Below are 21,227 nucleotides of genomic sequence, written 5' to 3' on the forward strand. Positions count from 1 at the left end.
TCTCGGTTACATACCCAAATGTAAATTAGTGAACAAAAGGGTTATAGGCACTGCTACGAATATCCCTAATAATAGATTACCCACTTTAATCTCTTTTATTTCTAAAATGTTAATTCCAATCCCTACAATTAGCAATCCACCCGTTGCGCCCATTTCTGAAATCACCTGCGGCGAAAGGATTCCTTGTAATAGCCCTGCTGCTAATGTGATAGCTCCTTGATATAAAAATACTGGGACGGCAGCTGCCAAAACGCCTATTCCCATTGAGGATGCAAATACTATGGCTGAGATTCCATCAAGCATTGATTTTGCATATAGAATGTTGTGATTCCCGCTTAACCCACTTTCTAATGAGCCCATAATTGCCATAGCCCCGACGCAGTATATTAAACTAGCGGTGACAAATGCTTTTGTAAAGCCTACTCCTTGGCCGTTTTTAGAAAACTTTCGTTCTAACCACTCACCGAGATGTTGTAAGCGTAGCTCAATGTCTATCCATTCACCTAAAATCCCCCCCACTACTAGACTTGCAATTATGACTAGTGGATTTTTGGTTTGTAGAGCCATGCTGCCACCAATAAGTAAGACGGCTAATCCAATTCCTTGAATTACTGTCCTTTTAATTTTATCTGGCAAAGTATTCCCGAACAGCAACCCTAATATTCCGCCCACTATTATAGATAGTGTATTAACGATAGTTCCTAACACCTTGTACTACCTGCCTTCCTAGGTCTTAAATGCTCTCGGAATAGTGTAATAACGACTCTAACATTCCGTGCAAATTGCCCTTTTGCATTATTTTCGAATTTGGTCATACCTCCATAATAAATGTTCCACGTGGAACATTTATGTCAGACTAGTTAATTCTTTATCCTTATTAAGAAAGGCATAAACTTTGCACCAATGCATTCAAGTGTTGCATTCATTATATTGCAGACTTGCCCAGGGTCTATAAATGTTCCACGTGGAACATTTATGTCAGGCTAGTAAATTCTTTATCCTTAGTTAAAAGACATAAATTTGCACCATAGCATATAAGTGTTGCATTTGTGTATTGGCAGACTTGCGAAGTGTCTATTAATGTTCCACGTGGAACATTATTCAATCAATACGAATGTTCCATAATTCTAGGAGCCGATTAAGTTCATCTTGAGAAAAATATTGAACCTCGATCTTTCCCCGTTTAACATCCCCTTTTACATGAACCTTGGTTTGAAAGCTTGACCTCAGGCGATCCTCAACATTGCGTAGCAATGGATGATATTCATGGGAGGACTTAACTTTATGAGAAATATCAGCGCTTCTTTCAGATAATTTATTAATAAGGTCTTCAGTCTCTCGCACGCTTAGTTGCTCTTTGGCCGCCTTTTGAGCTGTGATAACCTGAATGGAAGGATCCTTAACTCCTAATAAGACTTTAGCATGTCCTAAAGAAATGGTGTTCTCCCTTAATAGATCAAGAACAGCGCCAGGCAATTGTATAACTCGTAACAGATTAGTGACTGTAGTGCGAGCCTTACCAACTCTTTGAGCTACCTGCTCCTGTGTCATTCCATATTCTTCGATAAGCCGATGATAGGCTAAGCCTTCCTCAACTGCAGATAAATCAGCACGTTGGATGTTTTCAATAAGTGCCCGCTCTGCCATTTCTTGATCACTGCATTGCTGGACAATGCAGGCTACTTTAGTAAACCCAGCAATTTGTGCTGCTCTTAATCGTCGTTCTCCTGCGATAACGCAATATTGCTCGCCATCAGGTCTTACTAATAGGGGTTGAAGTAAACCATGTACACGCAGCGAATCTGCCAAATCATTCATCGATTCAGGATCAAAATCCTTTCTTGGTTGATCAGGATTCCGCTTCAGGTCAGAAATAGGAATTTCTTTTATACAAGGATCGTCTCCACGTTCATCAGACAACAACGCCTGAAGCCCTCGTCCAAGTCCTTTTTTAGACACGTTCTAATACCTCCTTTGCTAAGTCTTGATAAACCTCCGCACCCCTTGAACGGGAATCATACGTATTAATTGCTTTGCCATGACTTGGGGCTTCACTGAGACGAACATTTCGTGGAATTATAGTACGAAATACTTTTTGTGGAAAATATTTTTTAACCTCATCAACCACTTGAATCGCTAAGTTTGTGCGAGCATCAAACATCGTTAAAAGGGCTCCCAATATGTTTAGCGAAGGGTTAATGTGCTTTCTAACTCTATCCAATGTGTTCATCAAGAGCGTCAAGCCCTCTAGCGCGTAATACTCACATTGAATAGGAATTAAGACATCAGTTGCTGCAGTAAGGGCATTCAAGGTGAGAAGACCGAGCGACGGAGGACAGTCAATAAAAATAAAATCGTAATCCTGTTTAACCCCCTCAATTGAGCTTTTCAATTTACCCTCACGTGAAATCTGAGCGACAAGTTCTATTTCGGCACCCGCTAGCTCAATTCGAGCAGGCACAACCATAAGATTTTTTTGATAGGTTTTCTGTATGACTTGTTCGAGAGGAATGTCGTTGATTAAGACATCATAAATGCAGCGCGTCAGTTTATGTTTTGCAATTCCCATTCCACTTGTCGCGTTTCCCTGTGGGTCTAAATCAATGAGAAGGACCTGTTTGCCTAATTCTGCTAAACAGGCACTTAGGTTAATGGCTGTAGTGGTCTTAGCCACGCCACCTTTTTGATTTGCGATAGCAATCACTTTAGTCGTCAATAACGCACACCTCCTTATATACAAAGAAATAACTTAAAAAATGGTTCATACTAGATACTATCAAACCCTAACTCATAAAAAAAGCGCTTTTAGCGCTTTTTTATAAAATATTAATTTATTGAGTGTCAATTAACGCCTGAATAAGAAATTCCATAATTCAAATGGGTAAAGATTCCATCTAAATCATGAGTACTGCTATGCTCCGACAGCAATGATTTTGGGTAAAGGCTGATAATGACTCTGTTTAAGAGACTCAGTTTTTATGACTTGTCCATTAACTTTGATAGTTCGGCTAGAATTCACTATATATCCTGGCTGACCTTCTTGTTTAACATGGGAATCCCCATGTGCCAGAGTTTCATCAACTAGTTTTTGTTCAGGAAAAGGAATAATGGACTCTCTCGAATTTGTGATAACTACTTCCTGTCCAGGGTTTACCTTTCCATAAAGTTCAATCGTAATCGTATTATTACTGACTTTAGTTCGAACTAGAAGATATCCACCCGTGGTATTTAAAAATTTAAGATCGAGATCGGGGTAAGCAACGGTCGCATCCTGCCCAAGAGGAACATAGGAAATAGCCAGATCATGGTTACTTCGCTGAGTAACAGTAAGGTTAGCTAAAAGACCGGTATTATATAAAGTACTAGACACTTGACATATTCCTCCAGCTAAACCCGGGACGAATTGACCATTAACAATGATATATGCATCTTTATATCCGCCCTCAACAGTTCGTTCCCCTACTACTTGATTGAAGGATAACGTACCGTCAGGTTTTACGATCGCTCCATCTAAAGCCTTTGCCGCGATACGTACATTTTTCGGATCTCGCAGTTTGAGATGGATCAAATCGAGTCGTATAAGTAGACAGCAATCCTGTAATTTTCTGTTTTTCTAGTTGAGCTGCAGTTATTGAAGGGTTTTGCTCTTTAGACTGAATATCAATCTCTGATACTGGCTTATAAGGATTGATCCCTTTAACCGTTTGGCTTAATGCTTCAGTATCAAGAACTCGGCCTACTTGTTCACCTTTAATAAGCATAGTATTTTGGGGAGTAATCTGAAAAGAAGCATCCGTTGCTAGCTTACTGTACCCATTAAACTTCTGAGTGATCGTTTCAGTTAATACTTTATCATTCCACTCCTGAGATAAATCTAAGTCTACCCCTTTAGATGCAGTAATCTTACTAAAGACTTTACTGAAAATAGAGCCTGTCCTACCATACTGATAGGCCAGCTGAAGTGCCGAATCAGCGGTTACAACAAGTCCCAATTCTTTTAACGTCACTTCTTGTGATAATTGCCCAAGATTAAGTTTTACAGTTTGGTTCATTAAGCGATGAGCCTCATTATCGATAACCACTTTTGCCTGTTCTTCAGATAAATTACTAACATTCATTCCAGATATCTTAACTCCTTGAACAATCACGTGATGATCCCAAGAATAATATAAAACTGAAAGTCCTGTCAGAACAAAAAGTGTTAAAAGAAACCTGAGGGTTATTTTAACAACCTTCTTATTTAATAGGCGACTAATGCTTGCCCAAAATCCCTTTACCCCATTTTGCCTCTCATATACTCTACTTGCAGCCACTTCTTTCCTACCCAGTCTACCTCTTTGATCTTCTGACTCTTTCAAAATGCACCCCTTGAATCTACCCTCGATTAATTATATCTACTACCCTTAAATTCGACGTTATTTCTGTATTTCCTTTATAATTAATATAAAAAAGAGCCTTACTTACCATAAGTAACGCCCTTTTCAAATACAATGGTTTCAACTAATGGGTCTTTTAGTAGGTGTTCCCGCTTGGCGCGGATATCGTGAAGATGTTTCTTGAGTCTTTCGAATTAGAATTATAGCACGATGTTCAGCACCTTCTCCTAAATTTAAATGTTCAATTCTCTCAAGTTTACCGCCAATAATCTCTAAGGCCTTGTGTGCCTCTGATAATTCTTCCTCAGCTTGCAATCCCTTTGGCGCCAAAAAGAGCCCATTCATCTTCAAAGTAGGAAGGGCATACTCTAACAAAACAGGAAGACGTGCTACAGCACGAGAGCTGACAGTATCGAAAGACCCTCGGAAACGAACGTCTCTTCCAAAGTCTTCAGCACGAGCATGAACCGTTTTAACCCCTGTTAAACCTAAATTATCAATGACAAGGTCGAGGAAGTCTAATCTCTTTTTCAAGGAATCCATTAACACAACGTTTAATTCTGGGCGCAAGATCTTAAGCGGAATGCCTGGAAAACCAGCTCCAGTCCCTAAATCCGCAAATGATTTGCCTTCAATAAATTTTGAAAGAACCATTGAGTCAATAAAATGCTTTAAGATGACTTCATTGGGTTCAGTAATTCTGGTTAAATTAAGCCGTTGGTTCCATTCAAGTAAGAGGTCTCCAAAACGACAAAACTGTGTAACCTGCTGATCCGATAATTCAAACCCAATATGCTCATAGGTTAACCCTTTAAGTAAAGATGCATGCTCGATAAACATCTGTTAATTTCCTCCCCTACGTCGCTGTTCTAAAAAAACGAGTAGGACGGAAATATCAGCTGGACTAACACCCGTAATTCGGGAGGCTTGCCCTAAATTTAGAGGGCGGACTTCTAGAAGGCGCTGTCTGCCTTCTGTTGATAATCCACGGATTTCTTCATAAGAAAGAGTTTCGGGTAGCATACGATTTTCTAGCTTTGAAAAATTCTCAATATCAGCCCACTGCTTTTCAATATAACCTGAATATTTAGTATCAGTTTCCACCTCTTCTAACACTTCATGCTCAAAATCTTTTAACTCTGGTATCAGTTTCACCAAATGAGAAATGGTAATTTCTGGTCTGCGAATTAGATCTTGAGCACTAATTCCACCACGAGTCGGAGTAGATTGGGCTTCACTCATTACTTGCTGTAAATCTTCCCTCATAGGGGAAAAAACCGTTGTTTTCAAGAGCTCTTTAACATGATCGTAGTTCTTCTTCTTATCATGAAAACGTCTCCAGCGCTCGTCGTTGACTAAACCGACTGACCTTCCAATTTCTGTTAGCCTTAAATCTGCATTATTTTGACGAAGGACTAACCGATACTCTGCCCTGGACGTTAGAAGACGATAGGGTTCCTTAACTCCTTTAGTCACCAGATCGTCAATTAGGACTCCTAAATAGGCATCCGATCGACGTAAAGTAAAAGGACCTTTTCCTAACGATCGAAGGGCAGCATTGATACCCGCGATCAATCCTTGAGCTGCGGCCTCTTCATATCCTGATGTTCCATTTAATTGCCCTGCAGTAAATAAGCCAGATAACTGTCGAACCTCTAAACCCAGAGAAAGTTGATGGGGCAATACATAATCATACTCAATTGCATACCCTGGACGTAACATCCGTACATTCTCTAAGCCAGGAATACTCTTTAAAATTTGAACTTGAACTTCCTCCGGCATACTCGTTGATAATCCTGCCACATATAGTTCGTCACTCTGCCAACCCTCAGGTTCTAAAAATATTTGATGAGCTTCACGTTGAGCAAAACGAACGACCTTATCTTCGATCGATGGACAATAACGAGGGCCAATACCTTCGATTTTTCCAGAATACATAGGCGCGCGATAAAGATTTGTTCGAATAAGCTCATGCGTTTGGAGTCCTGTATATCCTAACCAACATGGTACTTGTTTGGAAAGGTCCTTATGCCAAAACTGGCTCTCCGTGGGCATAAAGGAAAAACGCCAAGGGGTATTATCCCCTGGTTGTATGCGAAACTTTGTATAATCCACAAACTGGCGATGAATTCGTGGGGGAGTACCTGTCTTAAATCGTCCTAATTCGACTCCAAATTCTCTTAGTGAATCTGAGAGAGACATTGCAGGCATCTGTCCATTGGGCCCACCTGGGTGCATCGCTGCGCCTATAATAATCCGTCCCCGTAAATATGTACCACTTGTTAAGACTACGCTACCAGATTCAAATCGTGCCCCGGTACGAGTTACAACTCCAACAATTGAATTCTTGTCAACCACTAAATTTTCGACCAAGGCTTGAATTATAGTCAATTTGGGTTGTGAAAAAAGAATTGTTCTCATCCGGCTATGGTAAGCCTGTTTATCCGATTGGATACGCAAGGCATGCACTGCAGGTCCTTTCCCAGTGTTTAACATTTTAACTTGTAGGGATGTCTCATCAGCCACTATACCCATTTGACCACCCAAAGCATCGATTTCGCGGACCAAATGTCCTTTGGCAGGACCCCCAAGGGATGGATTACAGGGCATATGGGCAATTGTATCAAGATGTAATGTAATCAACAGAGTCTCACAGCCAAGTCTAGCCGCAGCAAGGGCGGCTTCACAACCTGCGTGTCCGGCTCCGACGACGATAACATCATATTTTCCAGCAAAATATTCCAACGTTTGACCTACTTTCCGATACAAAATCGAGAAAAAATATCTTCAAGAAGAGATTCTTGCACATTATGCCCTGTTATTTCAGAAACGTATTGTAAGGCTTGGCGTATATCAATTGAAAGTATATCCCAAGGCATTCCTTGCTGCAAACTATTCAACGATTGGTTCAAGGCATTGTCACAGCGCTCCAGAGATGTAATATGACGTACATTGGAGAGAAGTGGATCAGTTGTACTAATACCCTCCCCCTGGTAAACCCGCTTTCGAATTTCCTTTTCAAGCTCATCAAAACCCTGAAGTTGAAGAACCGAAAAAGGAATCCAAAACCCTTTTTCGTTCATCGGAATATCTAATTGTCCTTTACTCAGTATATCAATTTTATTAACAAGAACAACAACCTTCTCAGAATAACAATCCAATATATGTCGCTCTACTTCAGACAGAGACAGATTAGCCTGTACCACCAACAAAACTAAATCGGCAGTCTTTAAAGCTTTCCACGTTCTCTCAATTCCAAGACGTTCCACAAGATCATCACTCTCACAAATACCAGCGGTATCAACCAACTGTAGAAGAATACCACCGACACTGACAGATTCTCGAATCTCATCTCGGGTTGTACCTGGAATATCTGTCACAATGGCTCTTTCCTCATGTAATAGTGCGTTTAACAAGCTCGATTTACCAACATTAGGCTGTCCTACAATAACTGTGTTTAACCCATCTCTTAAGACTTTCCCTGTTTTGCTTCCCTCTAGAAGCAATTTTGTTTCTGCGAGGACTTTATTAATAAGTGATTCTAGTGTCTCTCTATCTAAGCTGTCAACCTCATCTTCAGGAAAATCAATTCCAGCTTCAATGAAAGCCAGAATTTCCAAAATTCCATCCCGTAAAGAAGTAATTTTCTCTGATAGTCCTCCACTCAATTGAGAAAGAGCTAAATTAGCAGACGTTTCGGTACGAGAACTAATTAAATCAATGATAGCCTCAGCTTGAACTAAGTCGAGCTTACCATTCAAAAATGCCCGTTTGGAAAACTCACCTGGCTCAGCTAATTGAGCACCATGACTAAGAATGGCTTTAAGAATTCTTTGGGCAACAAATAAGCCCCCATGACAATTAACCTCATAAACATCTTCTCCAGTATAGGAGGAGGGGGCCAACATTCGCCCAACAAGAACTTCGTCTAAGGCCTTTGTCTGATCATAAAAAACACCACGGTTCAGAGTAAAACTTTCCCCACGAAGCCAACGCTCCTTATTCCGTGGTTTAAAGCATTCCTCAATAATCCTGGTCGCCATAGGACCACTTATACGTATAATATGAATACTTGCATCTCCTATGGCTGTTGACATAGCAACGATAGTATCACTCAAAATAATTCATCTCCATAAACTAAAAATGGATACTTTTCTCTATTCTTTTCAGTAATTGATTACTTTATTAGTATAAAGAAAACTTGGCTGGCGCCCGAAGACTAGTATAAAAAAAGAGGGGGTTTTCCCCCTCTATCCTCTTTTAAGTGCTATTACCACACGACGATTTGGATCATCACCTTCACTAAATGTTGATATTCTAGTTTCATCCTGTAAAGAAGTATGAATTATTCGTCGTTCATGGGGATTCATGGGTTCTAAGACAATTCTTGTTCCAGTTCTTTTGACCTTATCCGATAACCTTTTTGCAAGTCGGATGAGGGTTTCTTCACGACGAAGTCTATACCCTTCCACATCAACTACGATGCGTACACGTTCAGAAAGTTTTTTAGCCACCGCCAAATTTGTTAAATATTGAAGAGCATCTAATGTATCTCCGCGTCTTCCGATCAAAAGTCCAAGTTCAGGACCACTAATATTAATATGCCAATGTTCGCCTGTTTTACTTACCTGAATATCTGCTTTAATATCTATTGCCTGACAGATGCTATAAATAAATTCTGTTGCTAAATCACCGGGATTATCTTCATAATAAACCTTTACTCTTGCCAGCTTAGTGCCGAAGAGGCCAAATAAACCTTTTTTAGTTGGTTCCTCTAATACTTCTACTTTAACGCGATCACGTTCAACAGCTAACTCCATTACCCCAGCAGTAATCGCCTCTTCAACCGTTTTCCCGGTTTTCTCTACAATCCTCATGAACGATCCTCCTCACGCCATCCACGTTCCCTATATAGCCTTCTTTGTTTGATTCGACAATCGTCTATTAATAAATAGCTGTTGAAAAATCGAAACAACGTTCATGGTTGCCCAATATAAGGCCAAACCCGCTGGCACAGTAGCACTAATATAAGCAAAGAATACTGGCATAATATAAAGCATCGTCTTTTGGGTAGGATCGGTACTAGCATTAGGACTAGTTATTTTTGTTTGCAAATAAGTCGTTGCACCAGCAAAGAGCGGTAAAATCAAATGATATGAAAGCGTAAATCCATATATTTTTACTAAGTCAAAGCCAAGAAACCAATGGGCAGCTGCATTTGAGGGATCATAAGGAAAATTACGTAACGTGCTGTATAATGCCCAGAAAATAGGCAATTGGACAACGATCGGCAGACAACCACCTAAGGGGTTAACTTTATGTTCTTTGTATAACTCCATAACGGCTGCGTTAGCTTTTTCTTTGTCATTTTTATGTTTTTCTTGAAGAGCTTTGATTTTGGGTTGTAAATCAACGGTCTTGCGCATTGATGCCATTTGTTTGTAAGTTAACGGAAAAATCAAGGTTTTAATTAAAATAGTTAAAAGTATAATCGCCACACCATAATTAGGAAGACCAATAGAAGCTGATAAATTATAGAGTATATTTAATAAATAAGTCATCCATTCAACAATAATATTCACAAAAGCCCTCCTTAAACTGGGTCATGCCCACCAGGATGAAACGGATGACACTTTAAGATCCGTTTTAACGATTTCCAAAGTCCCATTATTATGCCATATTTTTTTATTGCTTGCATCGAATATTCCGAGCAAGTGGGATAAAAACGGCAAGTTTGTCCCTTTAAAGGAGAAATAAAGATTTGATAAAAACGAATCAAGCCAATTAAAATTCGCTTCATTCCTGTTTACTCACTTTTATTAAGGTATTTGCATTTTTCAGCATATTCATCATGTATCTTTCTACTTCAGAGAAGGAAACTCCTTTGATACTCGCTCTAGCAATAAAAATTATTTCTAAATCATTTCTTATTTCTGAAATATGTAGTCGAATAACTTCTCTCATAAGTCTCTTTGCTCTATTTCGTTGAACGGAATTGCCAACTTTTTTAGAAGCAATAAAACCAAAACGCTTAGGCCCTTTATGAATGTACATAGCAACATATTTTACAGAATAATTTTTACCTTCTTTGAAAATCAATCCGAAACTCGATTTATGGCGTAAGCGGAAATTTCTTTGTAACATAGCTCCTCCAAGCTTACATCCTTTCAATCATATTCTAACTCTTAACGCTTCAATTTAAACGTTTTAAAAATTATTAATGACTCATAAGAAAAATTTATTTAAAAAAATGGCCACAAATTGCGGCCTTAAACTGATAATTTTTTCCGACCTTTTAAGCGACGGCGCTTTATTACATTTCTCCCTGTTGGCGTACTCATTCTACTCAAAAAACCGTGAACGCGCTTATGACGCCGATTCTTCGGTTGATAAGTTCTCTTCAATTTAACGACACCTCCTTTATTTCAAACAAAAAAAAATCTAAAGTAATCAAACTTACTTAGAGATTATACTCTAAAAAAATTTAATCTGTCAAGTAAAGGACTTTGACACTATGTGGATAACTTAACCTAAAAAAGTTATCCACTGTGAATAATTTTCTAAAACTGACACTCTACCTGTTGATAACCCCGTTGAAACTTGATATTATATTTCCACAGCACCTTGTGACCACAACAAACCGTGCAACAGTTTGTGCACAGTACGTAATTTATTCAAGTTATCCACAAATGTGTATAAGTTTGTGTATAACTTTTTTAATTGTCCTAATTCTTATAATTTTAGACAAGGGAGGTCCGTCCATGCCACCACAACCACTGTCACCCCAGTTATTGTGGCAGGAAACTTTAGAAAAACTAAAAAATGAACTATCCAAGCCGAGCTTTGAGACATGGTTAAGCTCCACTAGGCTTCTTCATATCGAGGGTGATACTTTAATCATTAGCGTTCCAAATGACTTTGCGAAGGACTGGTTGGAAAGTCGTTATGCACCCTTGATTCGATCTTCAGTTCAAGCTGTCTTAGGGCATTCGGTCAGCCTCCGTTTTATTATTCCTTCTCCCGATGTCTCTTATACTGAGGATCCAGTAGTCATAAAACAGCAGGATTCCTCAATCACCCCTAAGTCAATCGACCCTCAACACAACTCCCTTAATGCTAAATATATTTTTGATACATTTGTCATTGGTAACAGTAATCGCTTTGCCCATGCTGCTTCACTAGCTGTTGCAGAATCACCTGCTAAATCCTATAATCCTCTTTTTATCTATGGAGGGGTTGGTTTAGGAAAAACTCATCTCATGCATGCCATTGGACATCATGTTTTGCAACGATCTCCTAATACTAAGGTGCTTTATGTTTCAAGTGAGAAATTTACGAATGAATTAATTGATTCAATTAGAGACGAAAACTCCATTGAATTTCGTAATCATTACCGAAATGTTGATATCCTTCTGATTGATGATATTCAGTTTTTAGCAGGCAAAGAACGAACTCAAGAAGAGTTTTTTCATACATTTAATGCACTTCATGAAGCGAATAAGCAAATTATTATTTCTTCTGATCGACCACCCAAAGAAATTCCAACATTAGAAGATCGTTTACGTTCGCGATTTGAATGGGGCCTAATCACTGATATACAAGCACCTGACTTAGAAACACGGATCGCAATCCTAAGAAAAAAAGCAAAAATGGAAAATCTTCAAGTTCCTAACGAAGTTATGGTTTACATTGCTGATAAAATTCATTCCAATATTCGTGAGCTTGAAGGTGCTCTTATTCGTGTAATGGCATTTGCTTCCCTCAGTTCATTTCCTATAACCACGGAAGTCGCAGTGGAAGCATTAAAAGATATTATTCCAGCCAATAACACTAAACAAATTACCATTGAAAATATCCAACAATCTGTAGCAGGCTTTTTTCATATGCCTCCTCATGAATTTAAAGCAAAAAAAAGAACCCGAGAAGTAGCCTTTCCTCGACAAATTGCAATGTACCTTTCACGACAACTTACTGATTCCTCGTTACCTAAAATTGGGGAGGAGTTCGGTGGAAGAGATCATACAACCGTTATGCATGCCCATGATAAAATAACCCAAGCAATTCTTAATGATCCTTTATTAGAAAAGAAAATTAATGAAATAATTCAACGCATTCAATCAGAGTGAACTTAAATTATGTGAATAAGTTGTGCATAAATAATGAAAAGTTTTATGATTTAGTGATCCTTGTGGACATGTGGATAATTTTAATCCGTTTGTCCACACCTTTTTCAACATACTTTTTATCAGTAAAATAGCACGTTTAATTTACTTATCCACATGTTGACAGGTAATACTACTATAACGACTACTTATTATCTTATTATTAATAATGTCAGTTTAGAACAATGAAGATCTAAATAATTAGGAGGATTCAGTTGTATGAAAATCTTCTGTTCAAAAGATGCCCTGCTTGCTGGTGTAAATGCGGTTCAAAAGGCAATATCTAATAAAAATACATTACCTGTACTTCAGGGAATTTTGGTGACTGCAGAAGCTCAGTTTTTACATTTTTCTGCAACGGATCTTGAAATGGGGATTCGATGTCAAATACCATCCACTACTGTTACAGAAGAGGGAACAATGGTAGTCCCTGCAAAACTCTTCTCGGAAATTGTTCGTAAACTACCTGACACAACAATTACCTTAGAAGAAAAGGATAAATCAATCACGATTTGTTATAACGAATCCGAGATTGTATTAAATGGATATGATCCTGAAGAATTTCCTTTGCTTCCAGACCTTATGGAGCCCATTACGTTTACGTTACCCACTATAATTTTTAAGAATATGATTAGACAGACCGTATTTTCGTGTTCTACGGAAGAAAATCGGCCCGTATTTACTGGAACTTTACTTCAAATCGAAGGTACAAATATTCGCTTAGTTGCTACGGATACACACCGATTAGCCTTAAGTATAGCTTCAATATCTAACAGTGAAGAATCACGTTTTAGCGGAATTATACCTTCAAAAACACTCACTGAAATTTATCGGTTGCTAAGAGACGAGGATGAAGAATTAACCATAAGTTATGGTAACAATCAAGTCGTTTTCCAGTTTGGATCAATATATTTGATATCTAGATTGATAGAAGGGCAATTTCCAAACTATAAACAAGTCATTCCACAGTCATGTGAAACTAAAGTCATTTTAAGTGTAAGGAAACTTTTAGAATCAGTAGAACGGGCCTTAGTACTCACGCGTGACAAAAGTGGAGCCAACATTATTAAAATAAATGTTAAAAATAATGAATTAAAAATAGATCAGACCTCTGAATTAGGTAAAATATCTGAGCAGATAGTCGTTGAAATGGAAGGAAAAGATGTTACGATTGCATTTAATGCAAAATTTCTAATTGATGCTTTAAAGGTAATTGATAGCGATCAGATATTATTTGAATTATCTGGACCATTTAGTCCGGGAGTAATGAGACCTTTGGATAATAGTAATTATATCTATCTTGTTTTACCGATTAGGACGGCATAATTAAAATTATGTTAATTAATAACATGCATCTCCAAAATTTTAGAAATTATGGCGATCAAAAGATTAAATTTATGCCTGGTACGAATATTCTAATAGGGGATAATGGACAAGGTAAAACGAATATTGTTGAAGGAATTTATTATCTTTTAACAGGTAAATCATATCGGGTACAGCGGGAACACGATTTACTGCGCTGGGAACAAAGTGAGTTTCATTTGTACGGAGATTTTATTTCCAAGAATCACAAAATTTTTTTGGAGAGTCATTATAAAAATAAAAAGAAAATGGTTAAAATTAATCAAGTACCGTGTCAACGCTTATCTGACTTTGTGGGCACGATTAATGTAATTTTTTTCTCTCCAGATGACCTTGTTATGATTAAAGGAGGTCCTTTAGAAAGAAGAAGGTTTTTAGATTTGCATATTGCCCAAATGAGGCCAGGGCATGTAAGTATTCTCAATGCTTATAATAAAGTTATTCAACAAAAAAGCGCTCTTCTTAAACTATCTCTAGAAAAATCCCATAAATATTCTCAGTTGCAACTTTGGAATGAGCAAATTATTGAATTAGGAATAAAAATAATGATCAATCGGGCTGACATGACAGAACGATTACAAGCTGCAGCAGACTTAATTTATGACAATCTGACCTCTTATAAAGAAAAAATGCAGGTTTTTTATCTGGCTTTGGGAAAAAAAAATCTTAGAGAGGCTATCAATGAATACCCTAAATTACTCAATGATAAATTGGATCAAGAAATAGAACGCCAGATGGTGTTAGTGGGTCCACATCGTGACGACCTTCAGATTCTTTTAAATGATAAACCAGCCCGTCTTTATGCATCTCAAGGACAACAGAGATCGATCGTCTTAAGTTTAAAGCTTGCAGAACTAGAGCTTATAAATCAAGAAAAAGGAGAATATCCTCTTCTTCTTCTTGATGACGTATTGTCTGAATTGGATCGTTTCAGGAGAGAATACTTAATAAAATTCATAGAATTATCTCGTATTCAAACAATCATAACCATGACAAGTGCTGATAATCACCAGTTAGGTACACTATATCGTGTGGAACAAGGACATATAAGGAGGGAGCCTTAGATGTATTTACATCTTGGCAGTAATGTTCTTATTAATAAGGATAAAATCATTGCAATAATTGATTTAGATACAACTAAGACAGGTCAGATAAACCGTGACTATTTTAATAACCTTAAAAAAAATAAAAATGTAAATTATATCTGTCAAGAAGGTAAAGAAAAAACACTAATTTTAACACTAAATGAACTATTTTTTTCAACTATTTCGTCTACAACATTATTCAAACGTTCATTTAGTGATAAGTCAATCGATTTTTACTAGAAATCTTTACCATTTATTGGTTATATAATTGAATCGGCCAACTATATGGTGTACAATAATAAGGTTGAAGGTATTTTTTGGGAGGAAAAGGCTTTGCAAGGAAATAATAATATTGAAGTTCAAAATACAGGTGATAATTATAATGCAGGGCAAATCGAAGTTTTAGAAGGACTTGAAGCTGTACGTAAACGACCTGGTATGTATATTGGGTCCACAAGCTCTCGAGGACTTCATCATCTAGTTTATGAAATTGTCGATAATAGTATTGATGAAGCCTTAGCTGGTTTCTGTGATCAGATTGATGTCATGATTCATGCAGATAATAGTATAACAGTAGTGGATAATGGTCGAGGAATCCCAGTCGATATACATCCCAAAACAGGAAAACCGGCAGTTGAAGTTGCCTTAACGGTATTACATGCCGGTGGGAAATTTGGCGGAAGTGAAAGTGCATATAAGGTATCCGGTGGACTTCATGGTGTGGGTTTGAGCGTGGTTAATGCCTTATCAAAATGGTTAATTGTTGAAGTATCAAAAGGAGGACATGTTTTTCACCAAGAGTATGCTCAAGGAAAACCAACGACTTTATTAGTAAACATTGGTGAAACAGAGAATACCGGCACTAAAATAACCTTTATACCAGACTTGGAAATTTTTGAAGAAACTGTTTATGATTTTAATATTTTGGCACATCGATTAAGGGAATTGTCATTTTTGAATAAAAGTGTCACCATTAATTTGACGGATGAACGAACCAATGTAAAAGAGACATTTTTACATACAGGTGGTATTCAAGATTTTGTAAGTTATTTAAACAAAAGTAAAGATTGCTTACACCCTGTGCCAATTTTTATCGAAACGACAAAGGATAATGTACAGGTTGAAGTTTGTATTCAGTATAATGACAGTTATGCTGAAAATTTATTTTCTTATGCCAATAATATTAATACCCAAGAAGGGGGAACCCATGAGGCGGGCTTCAAATCAGCTTTAACTAGGGTGATTAACGACTATGCACGAAAAGCAAATCTTCTAAAGGCAGCTGATTCTAATCTGTCCGGAGATGATATTCGTGAAGGATTAACTGCCGTAATTTCAGTCAAAGTTCCTGATCCTCAGTTCGAGGGGCAAACAAAAACAAAACTTGGAAACAGTGAAATTCGAGGGATTGTAGATTCTGCTACGGGTGAAGGTTTAAATATATTTCTTGAAGAGAACCCATCGATTGCCCGAAAATTTATTGATAAATCAGTTCAAGCTGCACGAGCACGAGATGCAGCTCGTAAAGCTCGGGAATTAACACGCCGTAAGAGCGCCTTAGAAGGTACATCACTTCCCGGAAAACTAGCAGATTGTTCTTGGAAGGAACCAGATCTATGTGAGATGTATCTTGTCGAGGGGGACAGTGCAGGCGGTTCAGCAAAACAAGGAAGGGATCGACGGTTTCAGGCAATCTTGCCTTTGCGAGGGAAAATTATCAATGTAGAAAAGGCCAGACTTGATAAAATACTAGGGAATGCAGAAATTAGGGCTATGATTACAGCAATGGGTACAGGTATTTCCGAAGACTTTGATATCTCTAAAGCACGCTATCATAAACTAATAATTATGACAGATGCTGATGTCGATGGTGCCCATATTCGAACCCTTTTATTGACCTTTTTCTACCGTTATATGAGACCTTTAATTGAAAATAATTTTGTCTATATTGCCCAACCTCCACTCTTTAAAGTGAAAAAAGGCAGAGATATTCAATATGTCTATTCTGAAATTGAACTCAACAATACTCTTGAGAAAATAGGGAGAGAAAAAGTTGAGATTCAGCGCTATAAAGGTTTAGGTGAAATGAATCCTGATCAGTTATGGGAAACCACCATGGATCCTGCCAAGCGTACGATCTTAAGAGTCACCATGGAAGATGCCATGCGAACTGAAGAAATGTTTACGGTCTTAATGGGAGACAAAGTAGAACCACGCCGTGACTTTATCAATAAGCATGCAAAAGATGTACGTAATCTAGATGCTTAAAGGAGTGCTCATTGATGTCGGATGAAATCCTGGGAGGAAAAGTCCTTCCTGTCGAAATTGCGGAAGAAATGCGAAAATCATTTATCGACTATTCGATGAGTGTTATCGTGAGCCGTGCATTGCCTGATGTCCGAGACGGGCTCAAACCGGTACATCGCAGAATATTATATACCCTTCACGAATTAGGGCTAACTCCTAATAAGCCTTATAGTAAATCCGCACGCCTTGTCGGGGATTGCATGGGTAAATTTCATCCTCACGGGGATAGTTCAATTTATGATGCCGTTGTTCGTATGGACCAAGATTTTGCCAGTCGCTACCCGCTCATTGACGGACATGGAAACTTTGGCTCTATTGATGGAGATTCTGCTGCAGCCATGCGTTATACAGAACTTCGCATGGCAAAAATAGCGACGTATATGTTGGCAGATATTGATAAAGAAACCGTGGATTTTACGCCTAATTACGATGAAAAACAAGATGAACCCACCGTATTGCCGGCTAAATTTCCTAATTTACTTGTCAATGGATCGTCAGGAATTGCAGTTGGCATGGCAACCAATATTCCGCCTCATAATTTATCAGAAGTTGTAGAAGCGACAATGGCGTTGTTGGATAACCCCGAGTTGTCCGTCGACGAACTTATGAATTATGTCAAAGGTCCTGATTTTCCCACGGGTGGAACCATTATGGGTTATGAAGGGATAAGGTCTGCTTATACAACAGGCAGAGGATCGGTTAAAACACGCGCCAAAGCAACTATTGAACGCATTGAAAAATCCGGCAAGACAAGAATTCTTGTTACAGAAATACCTTTTATGGTTAATAAGGCAAGAATGATTGAGAAGATAGCAGATCTAGTTCGTGATAAAAAACTCGATGGGATCACTGATTTGCGCGATGAGTCAGATCGATCAGGGATGCGTATCGTCATTGAGCTAAGGCGGGATGTCAATCCCCAAGTTGTCTTAAATCAACTCTATAAACATACACAAATGGAAGATACGTTTGGCGTAAATATGTTGGCACTTGTCAATGGACAGCCGAAGACACTTACTCTTAAAGATATGATATACTACTTTATTGAACATCAAAAAGAAGTCATCGTTAGAAGGACTCGATTTGAACTTAATAAAGCAGAGGCAGAGGCCCATATCATTGAGGGACTACGGATTGCCCTTGACCATATTGATGAAGTGATAGAGACCATTCGTTCTTCTTCTGACGAAGCGACAGCCAGAGCTAATCTCAGTCATCGATTTGGTTTGAGTGAGAAACAGGCTCAGGCTATTGTGGATATGAGATTAAAACGTCTGACTGGCTTAGAACGTGAAAAATTAGAAAACCAATATAACGAACTCATGAATACGATCTCCTATTTGAGATCCGTTTTAGCATCGGATCAAATGGTTATTAATATTATTAAAGCTGAATTAAACGATATTGATCATAAATTTGGAGATGCTCGTCGAACCCTCATTACCGTGGATGTAAGTAAAATGGATATAGAAGATCTTATTGATGTAGAAGATGTAGTCATCACTGTGACCCATTACGGATATATTAAGAGGTTGCCCTTAAACACTTATAAAAGCCAGCATCGTGGAGGTAAGGGTGTTCATGGCATGGCAACCAAAGAAAGAGACTTTGTAGAGCATCTCTTTACCACCACGACCCATCACAATATTCTTGTCTTCACGTCGCAAGGTAAAGTGTATCGACTGAAAGCCCATGAGATTCCAGAAGCTAGTCGTACTGCCAAGGGGACTGCAGTTATTAATCTCTTGAATTTGAGTCAGCATGAGATGATCACAGCGGTTATGGCGATCAAGGATTTTGATCCCGACTTTTTCTTGATAACAGCGACTAAAAAGGGCATTATGAAAAAGACAGCTTTGCAAGAATATGATTCATCTCGACGGGACGGTTTAATTGCCTTAACGCTGGACGAAGGGGATGAACTGATCGGGGTTAAGTTAACTCAAGGATTAGATGATATTTTATTGGCTACTAAAAATGGGATTGCCATTCGTTTTCCTGAATCGGATGTGCGTTATATGGGACGTACAGCGCGCGGTGTGAAAGGAATAAAGCTCGAAGAAAATGACTCAGTCGTTGGTATGGATGTGATTGGCGATGAGGGCGAGCTCTTAACCATGAGTGAAAACGGCTTTGCTAAACGCACGAATCTTAAGGAATTCCGAATTCAAGGGCGTGGTGGCAAAGGGATTATCGTTATGAAATTAAATGCAAAGACCGGTAAATTGGTCGGAATCAAGGTTGTTCAAGAGGAAGACGAACTCATGGTGATCACGAATAATGGAATCATGCTCCGGCTTCAAGTTTCCAGCATATCCACTCAGGGTCGTTCTGCACAAGGGGTAATGGCCATGCGTACAGGTGCTAGTAGTGTGGTAGCAATTGCTAAAGTTGTTATGAAAGATGAAGTGGAAATTGAAGAGAATGATGTTGGAGAGGATACTGGAGAGGATACAGAAGACGAAGACTAAATTGACAAATTTCTCGCTAGATGTTACCATGGCTGGAATATTATTTACACTTATGTTACCTTAACCACAAAAATTTTGAGGAGGAACTATAATGACTGATATTGGTTCATTAAAAGTAAAGACAGGCCTTGCAGAAATGCTCAAAGGTGGCGTCATTATGGATGTCACCACCCCTGAACAGGCAAAAATCGCAGAAGAGGCTGGAGCATGTGCTGTCATGGCACTGGAGCGTGTTCCATCGGATATACGGGCTGAGGGTGGGGTTGCCCGAATGGCAGACCCTTCAATCATAGAAGGCATTATGGCTGTAGTATCGATTCCAGTCATGGCAAAAGCACGGATCGGACATTTTGTAGAAGCACGGATTTTAGAAGCGTTAGGTGCTGATTACATAGATGAATCTGAAGTATTAACACCTGCAGATGATACCTATCATATAAATAAACATGACTTTAAAGTGCCCTTTGTATGTGGTTGTCGCAACCTTGGAGAAGCGTTGCGTCGCATCGGTGAAGGGGCTGCGATGATTCGTACAAAAGGAGAACCCGGAACAGGAAATGTCGTTGAAGCCGTACGGCATATGCGTACGGTGATGAGCGAGATCAGAGCTTTAACCTTAATGCCTAAAGAAGAACTTATGACAGCTGCAAAAAATATGGGTGCCCCTTATGATCTAGTTCTATATGTTGCTGAGCATGGGAAATTACCCGTTGTGAATTTTGCTGCTGGGGGTATTGCTACACCAGCGGATGCTGCCTTGATGATGCAGCTCGGGGTAGACGGAATTTTCGTCGGCTCAGGTATTTTCAAATCGGGAGATCCAATAGCTCGTGCTAAAGCTATTGTCTTGGCAACAACTCACTATAATGACCCTAAAATACTAGCTCAGATATCGAAGGATTTGGGACAACCCATGTCCGGTATTGAAATTTCAACTCTGACCGAATCCCAGCGTATGCAAGAACGGGGTTGGTAAAATGAAAAAGCGTGTTGGCGTTTTGGCACTGCAAGGTGCTTTCCGCGAGCACCGTCAGGTCTTAGAAAACTTGGGTTGTGACGTTGTAGAAGTGCGTAAATCAAGTGATCTTAAAGGAATCCATGGATTGATCATTCCTGGTGGAGAAAGTACGACGATCGGTAAACTACTAATGATCGATGAGATGGGTGAAAGAATCAAAGACTTGGGCATGAAGGATCTACCTATTTTTGGGACCTGTGCGGGAATGATTTTACTCAGTAAAACGATCATTGACAGTGATCAGTATCGATTGAATCTTATGGATACCGTTGTAGAGCGCAATGCTTTTGGTAGACAAGTGGCAAGCTTTGAAACAGATCTTTTAGTGCCTGCCGTGGGGCCGCACTTATTACGTGCAGTCTTTATCAGGGCGCCTTACCTTCGTGAGGTCGCACCGAATGTCGGAATATTGTCGGAGTTCGAGGGCAAGATAGTCTTTGCACGGC

General features: G+C 38.9%; 21 protein-coding genes. 8 read left to right on the forward strand and 13 right to left on the reverse strand.

Annotated elements, in window-relative coordinates; genetic code table 11:
• Nucleotides 1-6: 6 nt before the first annotated feature.
• The 13 genes from UF75_RS09200 to rpmH form a co-directional block, all read right to left on the reverse strand.
• Nucleotides 7-708 (reverse strand): DUF554 domain-containing protein, encoded by a 702-nt coding sequence (locus UF75_RS09200; protein WP_045574308.1) that lies wholly within the window; start codon nucleotides 706-708, stop codon nucleotides 7-9.
• A 393-nt stretch (nucleotides 709-1,101) separates the two neighbouring features.
• The gene (locus UF75_RS09205; RefSeq protein WP_045574309.1) at nucleotides 1,102-1,959 is read right to left on the reverse strand and encodes a ParB/RepB/Spo0J family partition protein; all 858 of its coding nucleotides are present in this window, start codon (nucleotides 1,957-1,959) and stop codon (nucleotides 1,102-1,104) included.
• On the reverse strand, nucleotides 1,952-2,716 hold the full coding sequence (locus tag UF75_RS09210) for an AAA family ATPase (RefSeq protein ID WP_045574310.1): 765 nt from the start codon (nucleotides 2,714-2,716) through the stop codon (nucleotides 1,952-1,954). The genes UF75_RS09205 and UF75_RS09210 overlap by 8 nt, the downstream gene beginning before the upstream one ends.
• A gap of 195 nt (nucleotides 2,717-2,911) precedes the next feature.
• On the reverse strand, nucleotides 2,912-3,568 hold the full coding sequence (locus UF75_RS29955) for a VanW family protein (RefSeq protein WP_242860179.1): 657 nt from the start codon (nucleotides 3,566-3,568) through the stop codon (nucleotides 2,912-2,914).
• On the reverse strand, nucleotides 3,489-4,358 hold the full coding sequence (locus UF75_RS29960; protein WP_052693090.1) for a peptidoglycan binding domain-containing protein: 870 nt from the start codon (nucleotides 4,356-4,358) through the stop codon (nucleotides 3,489-3,491). The genes UF75_RS29955 and UF75_RS29960 overlap by 80 nt, the downstream gene beginning before the upstream one ends.
• Before the next feature lie 138 nt (nucleotides 4,359-4,496).
• A complete protein-coding gene (gene rsmG, locus UF75_RS09220) occupies nucleotides 4,497-5,216 on the reverse strand; it encodes a 16S rRNA (guanine(527)-N(7))-methyltransferase RsmG (protein ID WP_045574311.1) in 720 nt (239 codons plus the stop codon).
• Nucleotides 5,217-5,219: 3 nt separating this feature from the next.
• Nucleotides 5,220-7,121: a tRNA uridine-5-carboxymethylaminomethyl(34) synthesis enzyme MnmG gene (mnmG, locus tag UF75_RS09225; protein ID WP_045574312.1), complete on the reverse strand. Its 1,902-nt coding sequence runs from the start codon at nucleotides 7,119-7,121 to the stop codon at nucleotides 5,220-5,222.
• Nucleotides 7,122-7,129: 8 nt separating this feature from the next.
• Nucleotides 7,130-8,494, reverse strand: a complete 1,365-nt coding sequence (gene mnmE / locus UF75_RS09230; protein ID WP_045574313.1) for a tRNA uridine-5-carboxymethylaminomethyl(34) synthesis GTPase MnmE — start codon at nucleotides 8,492-8,494, stop codon at nucleotides 7,130-7,132.
• A gap of 132 nt (nucleotides 8,495-8,626) precedes the next feature.
• Entirely contained in the window at nucleotides 8,627-9,253 is a 627-nt protein-coding gene (gene jag, locus UF75_RS09235) for an RNA-binding cell elongation regulator Jag/EloR (protein WP_045574314.1), read from the reverse strand.
• Between the two features lie 30 nt (nucleotides 9,254-9,283).
• Nucleotides 9,284-9,958 (reverse strand): YidC/Oxa1 family membrane protein insertase, encoded by a 675-nt coding sequence (locus UF75_RS09240; protein WP_045574315.1) that lies wholly within the window; start codon nucleotides 9,956-9,958, stop codon nucleotides 9,284-9,286.
• Nucleotides 9,959-9,969: 11 nt separating this feature from the next.
• On the reverse strand, nucleotides 9,970-10,176 hold the full coding sequence (gene yidD / locus UF75_RS09245) for a membrane protein insertion efficiency factor YidD (RefSeq protein ID WP_045574316.1): 207 nt from the start codon (nucleotides 10,174-10,176) through the stop codon (nucleotides 9,970-9,972).
• Nucleotides 10,173-10,520: a ribonuclease P protein component gene (gene rnpA, locus UF75_RS09250; RefSeq protein WP_045574317.1), complete on the reverse strand. Its 348-nt coding sequence runs from the start codon at nucleotides 10,518-10,520 to the stop codon at nucleotides 10,173-10,175. Before rnpA ends, yidD begins: the two co-directional genes overlap by 4 nt.
• A 125-nt stretch (nucleotides 10,521-10,645) precedes the next feature.
• Complete coding sequence (gene rpmH / locus UF75_RS26965; RefSeq protein ID WP_007777819.1) at nucleotides 10,646-10,780, reverse strand: 50S ribosomal protein L34; 135 nt, start codon at nucleotides 10,778-10,780, stop codon at nucleotides 10,646-10,648.
• A 357-nt stretch (nucleotides 10,781-11,137) separates the two neighbouring features.
• Here rpmH and dnaA point away from each other — a divergent pair, with 357 nt between their 5' ends.
• The 8 genes from dnaA to pdxT form a co-directional block, all read left to right on the forward strand.
• Nucleotides 11,138-12,502, forward strand: a complete 1,365-nt coding sequence (dnaA, locus tag UF75_RS09255; protein WP_045574318.1) for a chromosomal replication initiator protein DnaA — start codon at nucleotides 11,138-11,140, stop codon at nucleotides 12,500-12,502.
• Nucleotides 12,503-12,757: 255 nt separating this feature from the next.
• Nucleotides 12,758-13,864, forward strand: a complete 1,107-nt coding sequence (dnaN, locus tag UF75_RS09260) for a DNA polymerase III subunit beta (protein WP_045574319.1) — start codon at nucleotides 12,758-12,760, stop codon at nucleotides 13,862-13,864.
• A gap of 8 nt (nucleotides 13,865-13,872) precedes the next feature.
• Nucleotides 13,873-14,964, forward strand: a complete 1,092-nt coding sequence (gene recF, locus UF75_RS09265; protein WP_045574320.1) for a DNA replication/repair protein RecF — start codon at nucleotides 13,873-13,875, stop codon at nucleotides 14,962-14,964.
• A complete protein-coding gene (locus UF75_RS09270; RefSeq protein ID WP_045574321.1) occupies nucleotides 14,965-15,225 on the forward strand; it encodes an extracellular matrix/biofilm biosynthesis regulator RemA family protein in 261 nt (86 codons plus the stop codon). It begins immediately after the preceding gene.
• A gap of 93 nt (nucleotides 15,226-15,318) precedes the next feature.
• Entirely contained in the window at nucleotides 15,319-17,253 is a 1,935-nt protein-coding gene (gene gyrB, locus UF75_RS09275; protein ID WP_045574322.1) for a DNA topoisomerase (ATP-hydrolyzing) subunit B, read from the forward strand.
• 14 nt (nucleotides 17,254-17,267) lie between these two features.
• Nucleotides 17,268-19,763 (forward strand): DNA gyrase subunit A, encoded by a 2,496-nt coding sequence (gene gyrA, locus UF75_RS09280; RefSeq protein WP_045574323.1) that lies wholly within the window; start codon nucleotides 17,268-17,270, stop codon nucleotides 19,761-19,763.
• 91 nt (nucleotides 19,764-19,854) lie between these two features.
• Nucleotides 19,855-20,739 (forward strand): pyridoxal 5'-phosphate synthase lyase subunit PdxS, encoded by an 885-nt coding sequence (gene pdxS, locus UF75_RS09285; RefSeq protein WP_045574324.1) that lies wholly within the window; start codon nucleotides 19,855-19,857, stop codon nucleotides 20,737-20,739.
• A 1-nt stretch (nucleotide 20,740) separates the two neighbouring features.
• On the forward strand, nucleotides 20,741-21,227 hold a 487-nt coding region (pdxT, locus tag UF75_RS09290; protein WP_045574325.1), incomplete at its 3' end, for a pyridoxal 5'-phosphate synthase glutaminase subunit PdxT.

Origin of the sequence: Desulfosporosinus sp. I2 (assembly GCF_000960765.1) — a bacterium.
In the GTDB taxonomy this organism is placed as follows: Bacteria; Bacillota; Desulfitobacteriia; order Desulfitobacteriales; family Desulfitobacteriaceae; genus Desulfosporosinus.

Excerpts from the sequence above, each read along its gene's own strand:
- rsmG (WP_045574311.1), bottom strand. The coding sequence starts at position 5,216 with ATGTTTATCGAGCATGCATCTTTACTTAAAGGGTTAACCTATGAGCAT.
- jag (WP_045574314.1), bottom strand. The coding sequence starts at position 9,253 with ATGAGGATTGTAGAGAAAACCGGGAAAACGGTTGAAGAGGCGATTACT.
- yidD (WP_045574316.1), bottom strand. The coding sequence starts at position 10,176 with ATGAAGCGAATTTTAATTGGCTTGATTCGTTTTTATCAAATCTTTATT.
- rnpA (WP_045574317.1), bottom strand. The coding sequence starts at position 10,520 with ATGTTACAAAGAAATTTCCGCTTACGCCATAAATCGAGTTTCGGATTG.
- dnaA (WP_045574318.1), top strand. The coding sequence starts at position 11,138 with ATGCCACCACAACCACTGTCACCCCAGTTATTGTGGCAGGAAACTTTA.
- dnaN (WP_045574319.1), top strand. The coding sequence starts at position 12,758 with ATGAAAATCTTCTGTTCAAAAGATGCCCTGCTTGCTGGTGTAAATGCG.
- recF (WP_045574320.1), top strand. The coding sequence starts at position 13,873 with ATGTTAATTAATAACATGCATCTCCAAAATTTTAGAAATTATGGCGAT.
- UF75_RS09270 (WP_045574321.1), top strand. The coding sequence starts at position 14,965 with ATGTATTTACATCTTGGCAGTAATGTTCTTATTAATAAGGATAAAATC.
- gyrA (WP_045574323.1), top strand. The coding sequence starts at position 17,268 with ATGTCGGATGAAATCCTGGGAGGAAAAGTCCTTCCTGTCGAAATTGCG.
- pdxS (WP_045574324.1), top strand. The coding sequence starts at position 19,855 with ATGACTGATATTGGTTCATTAAAAGTAAAGACAGGCCTTGCAGAAATG.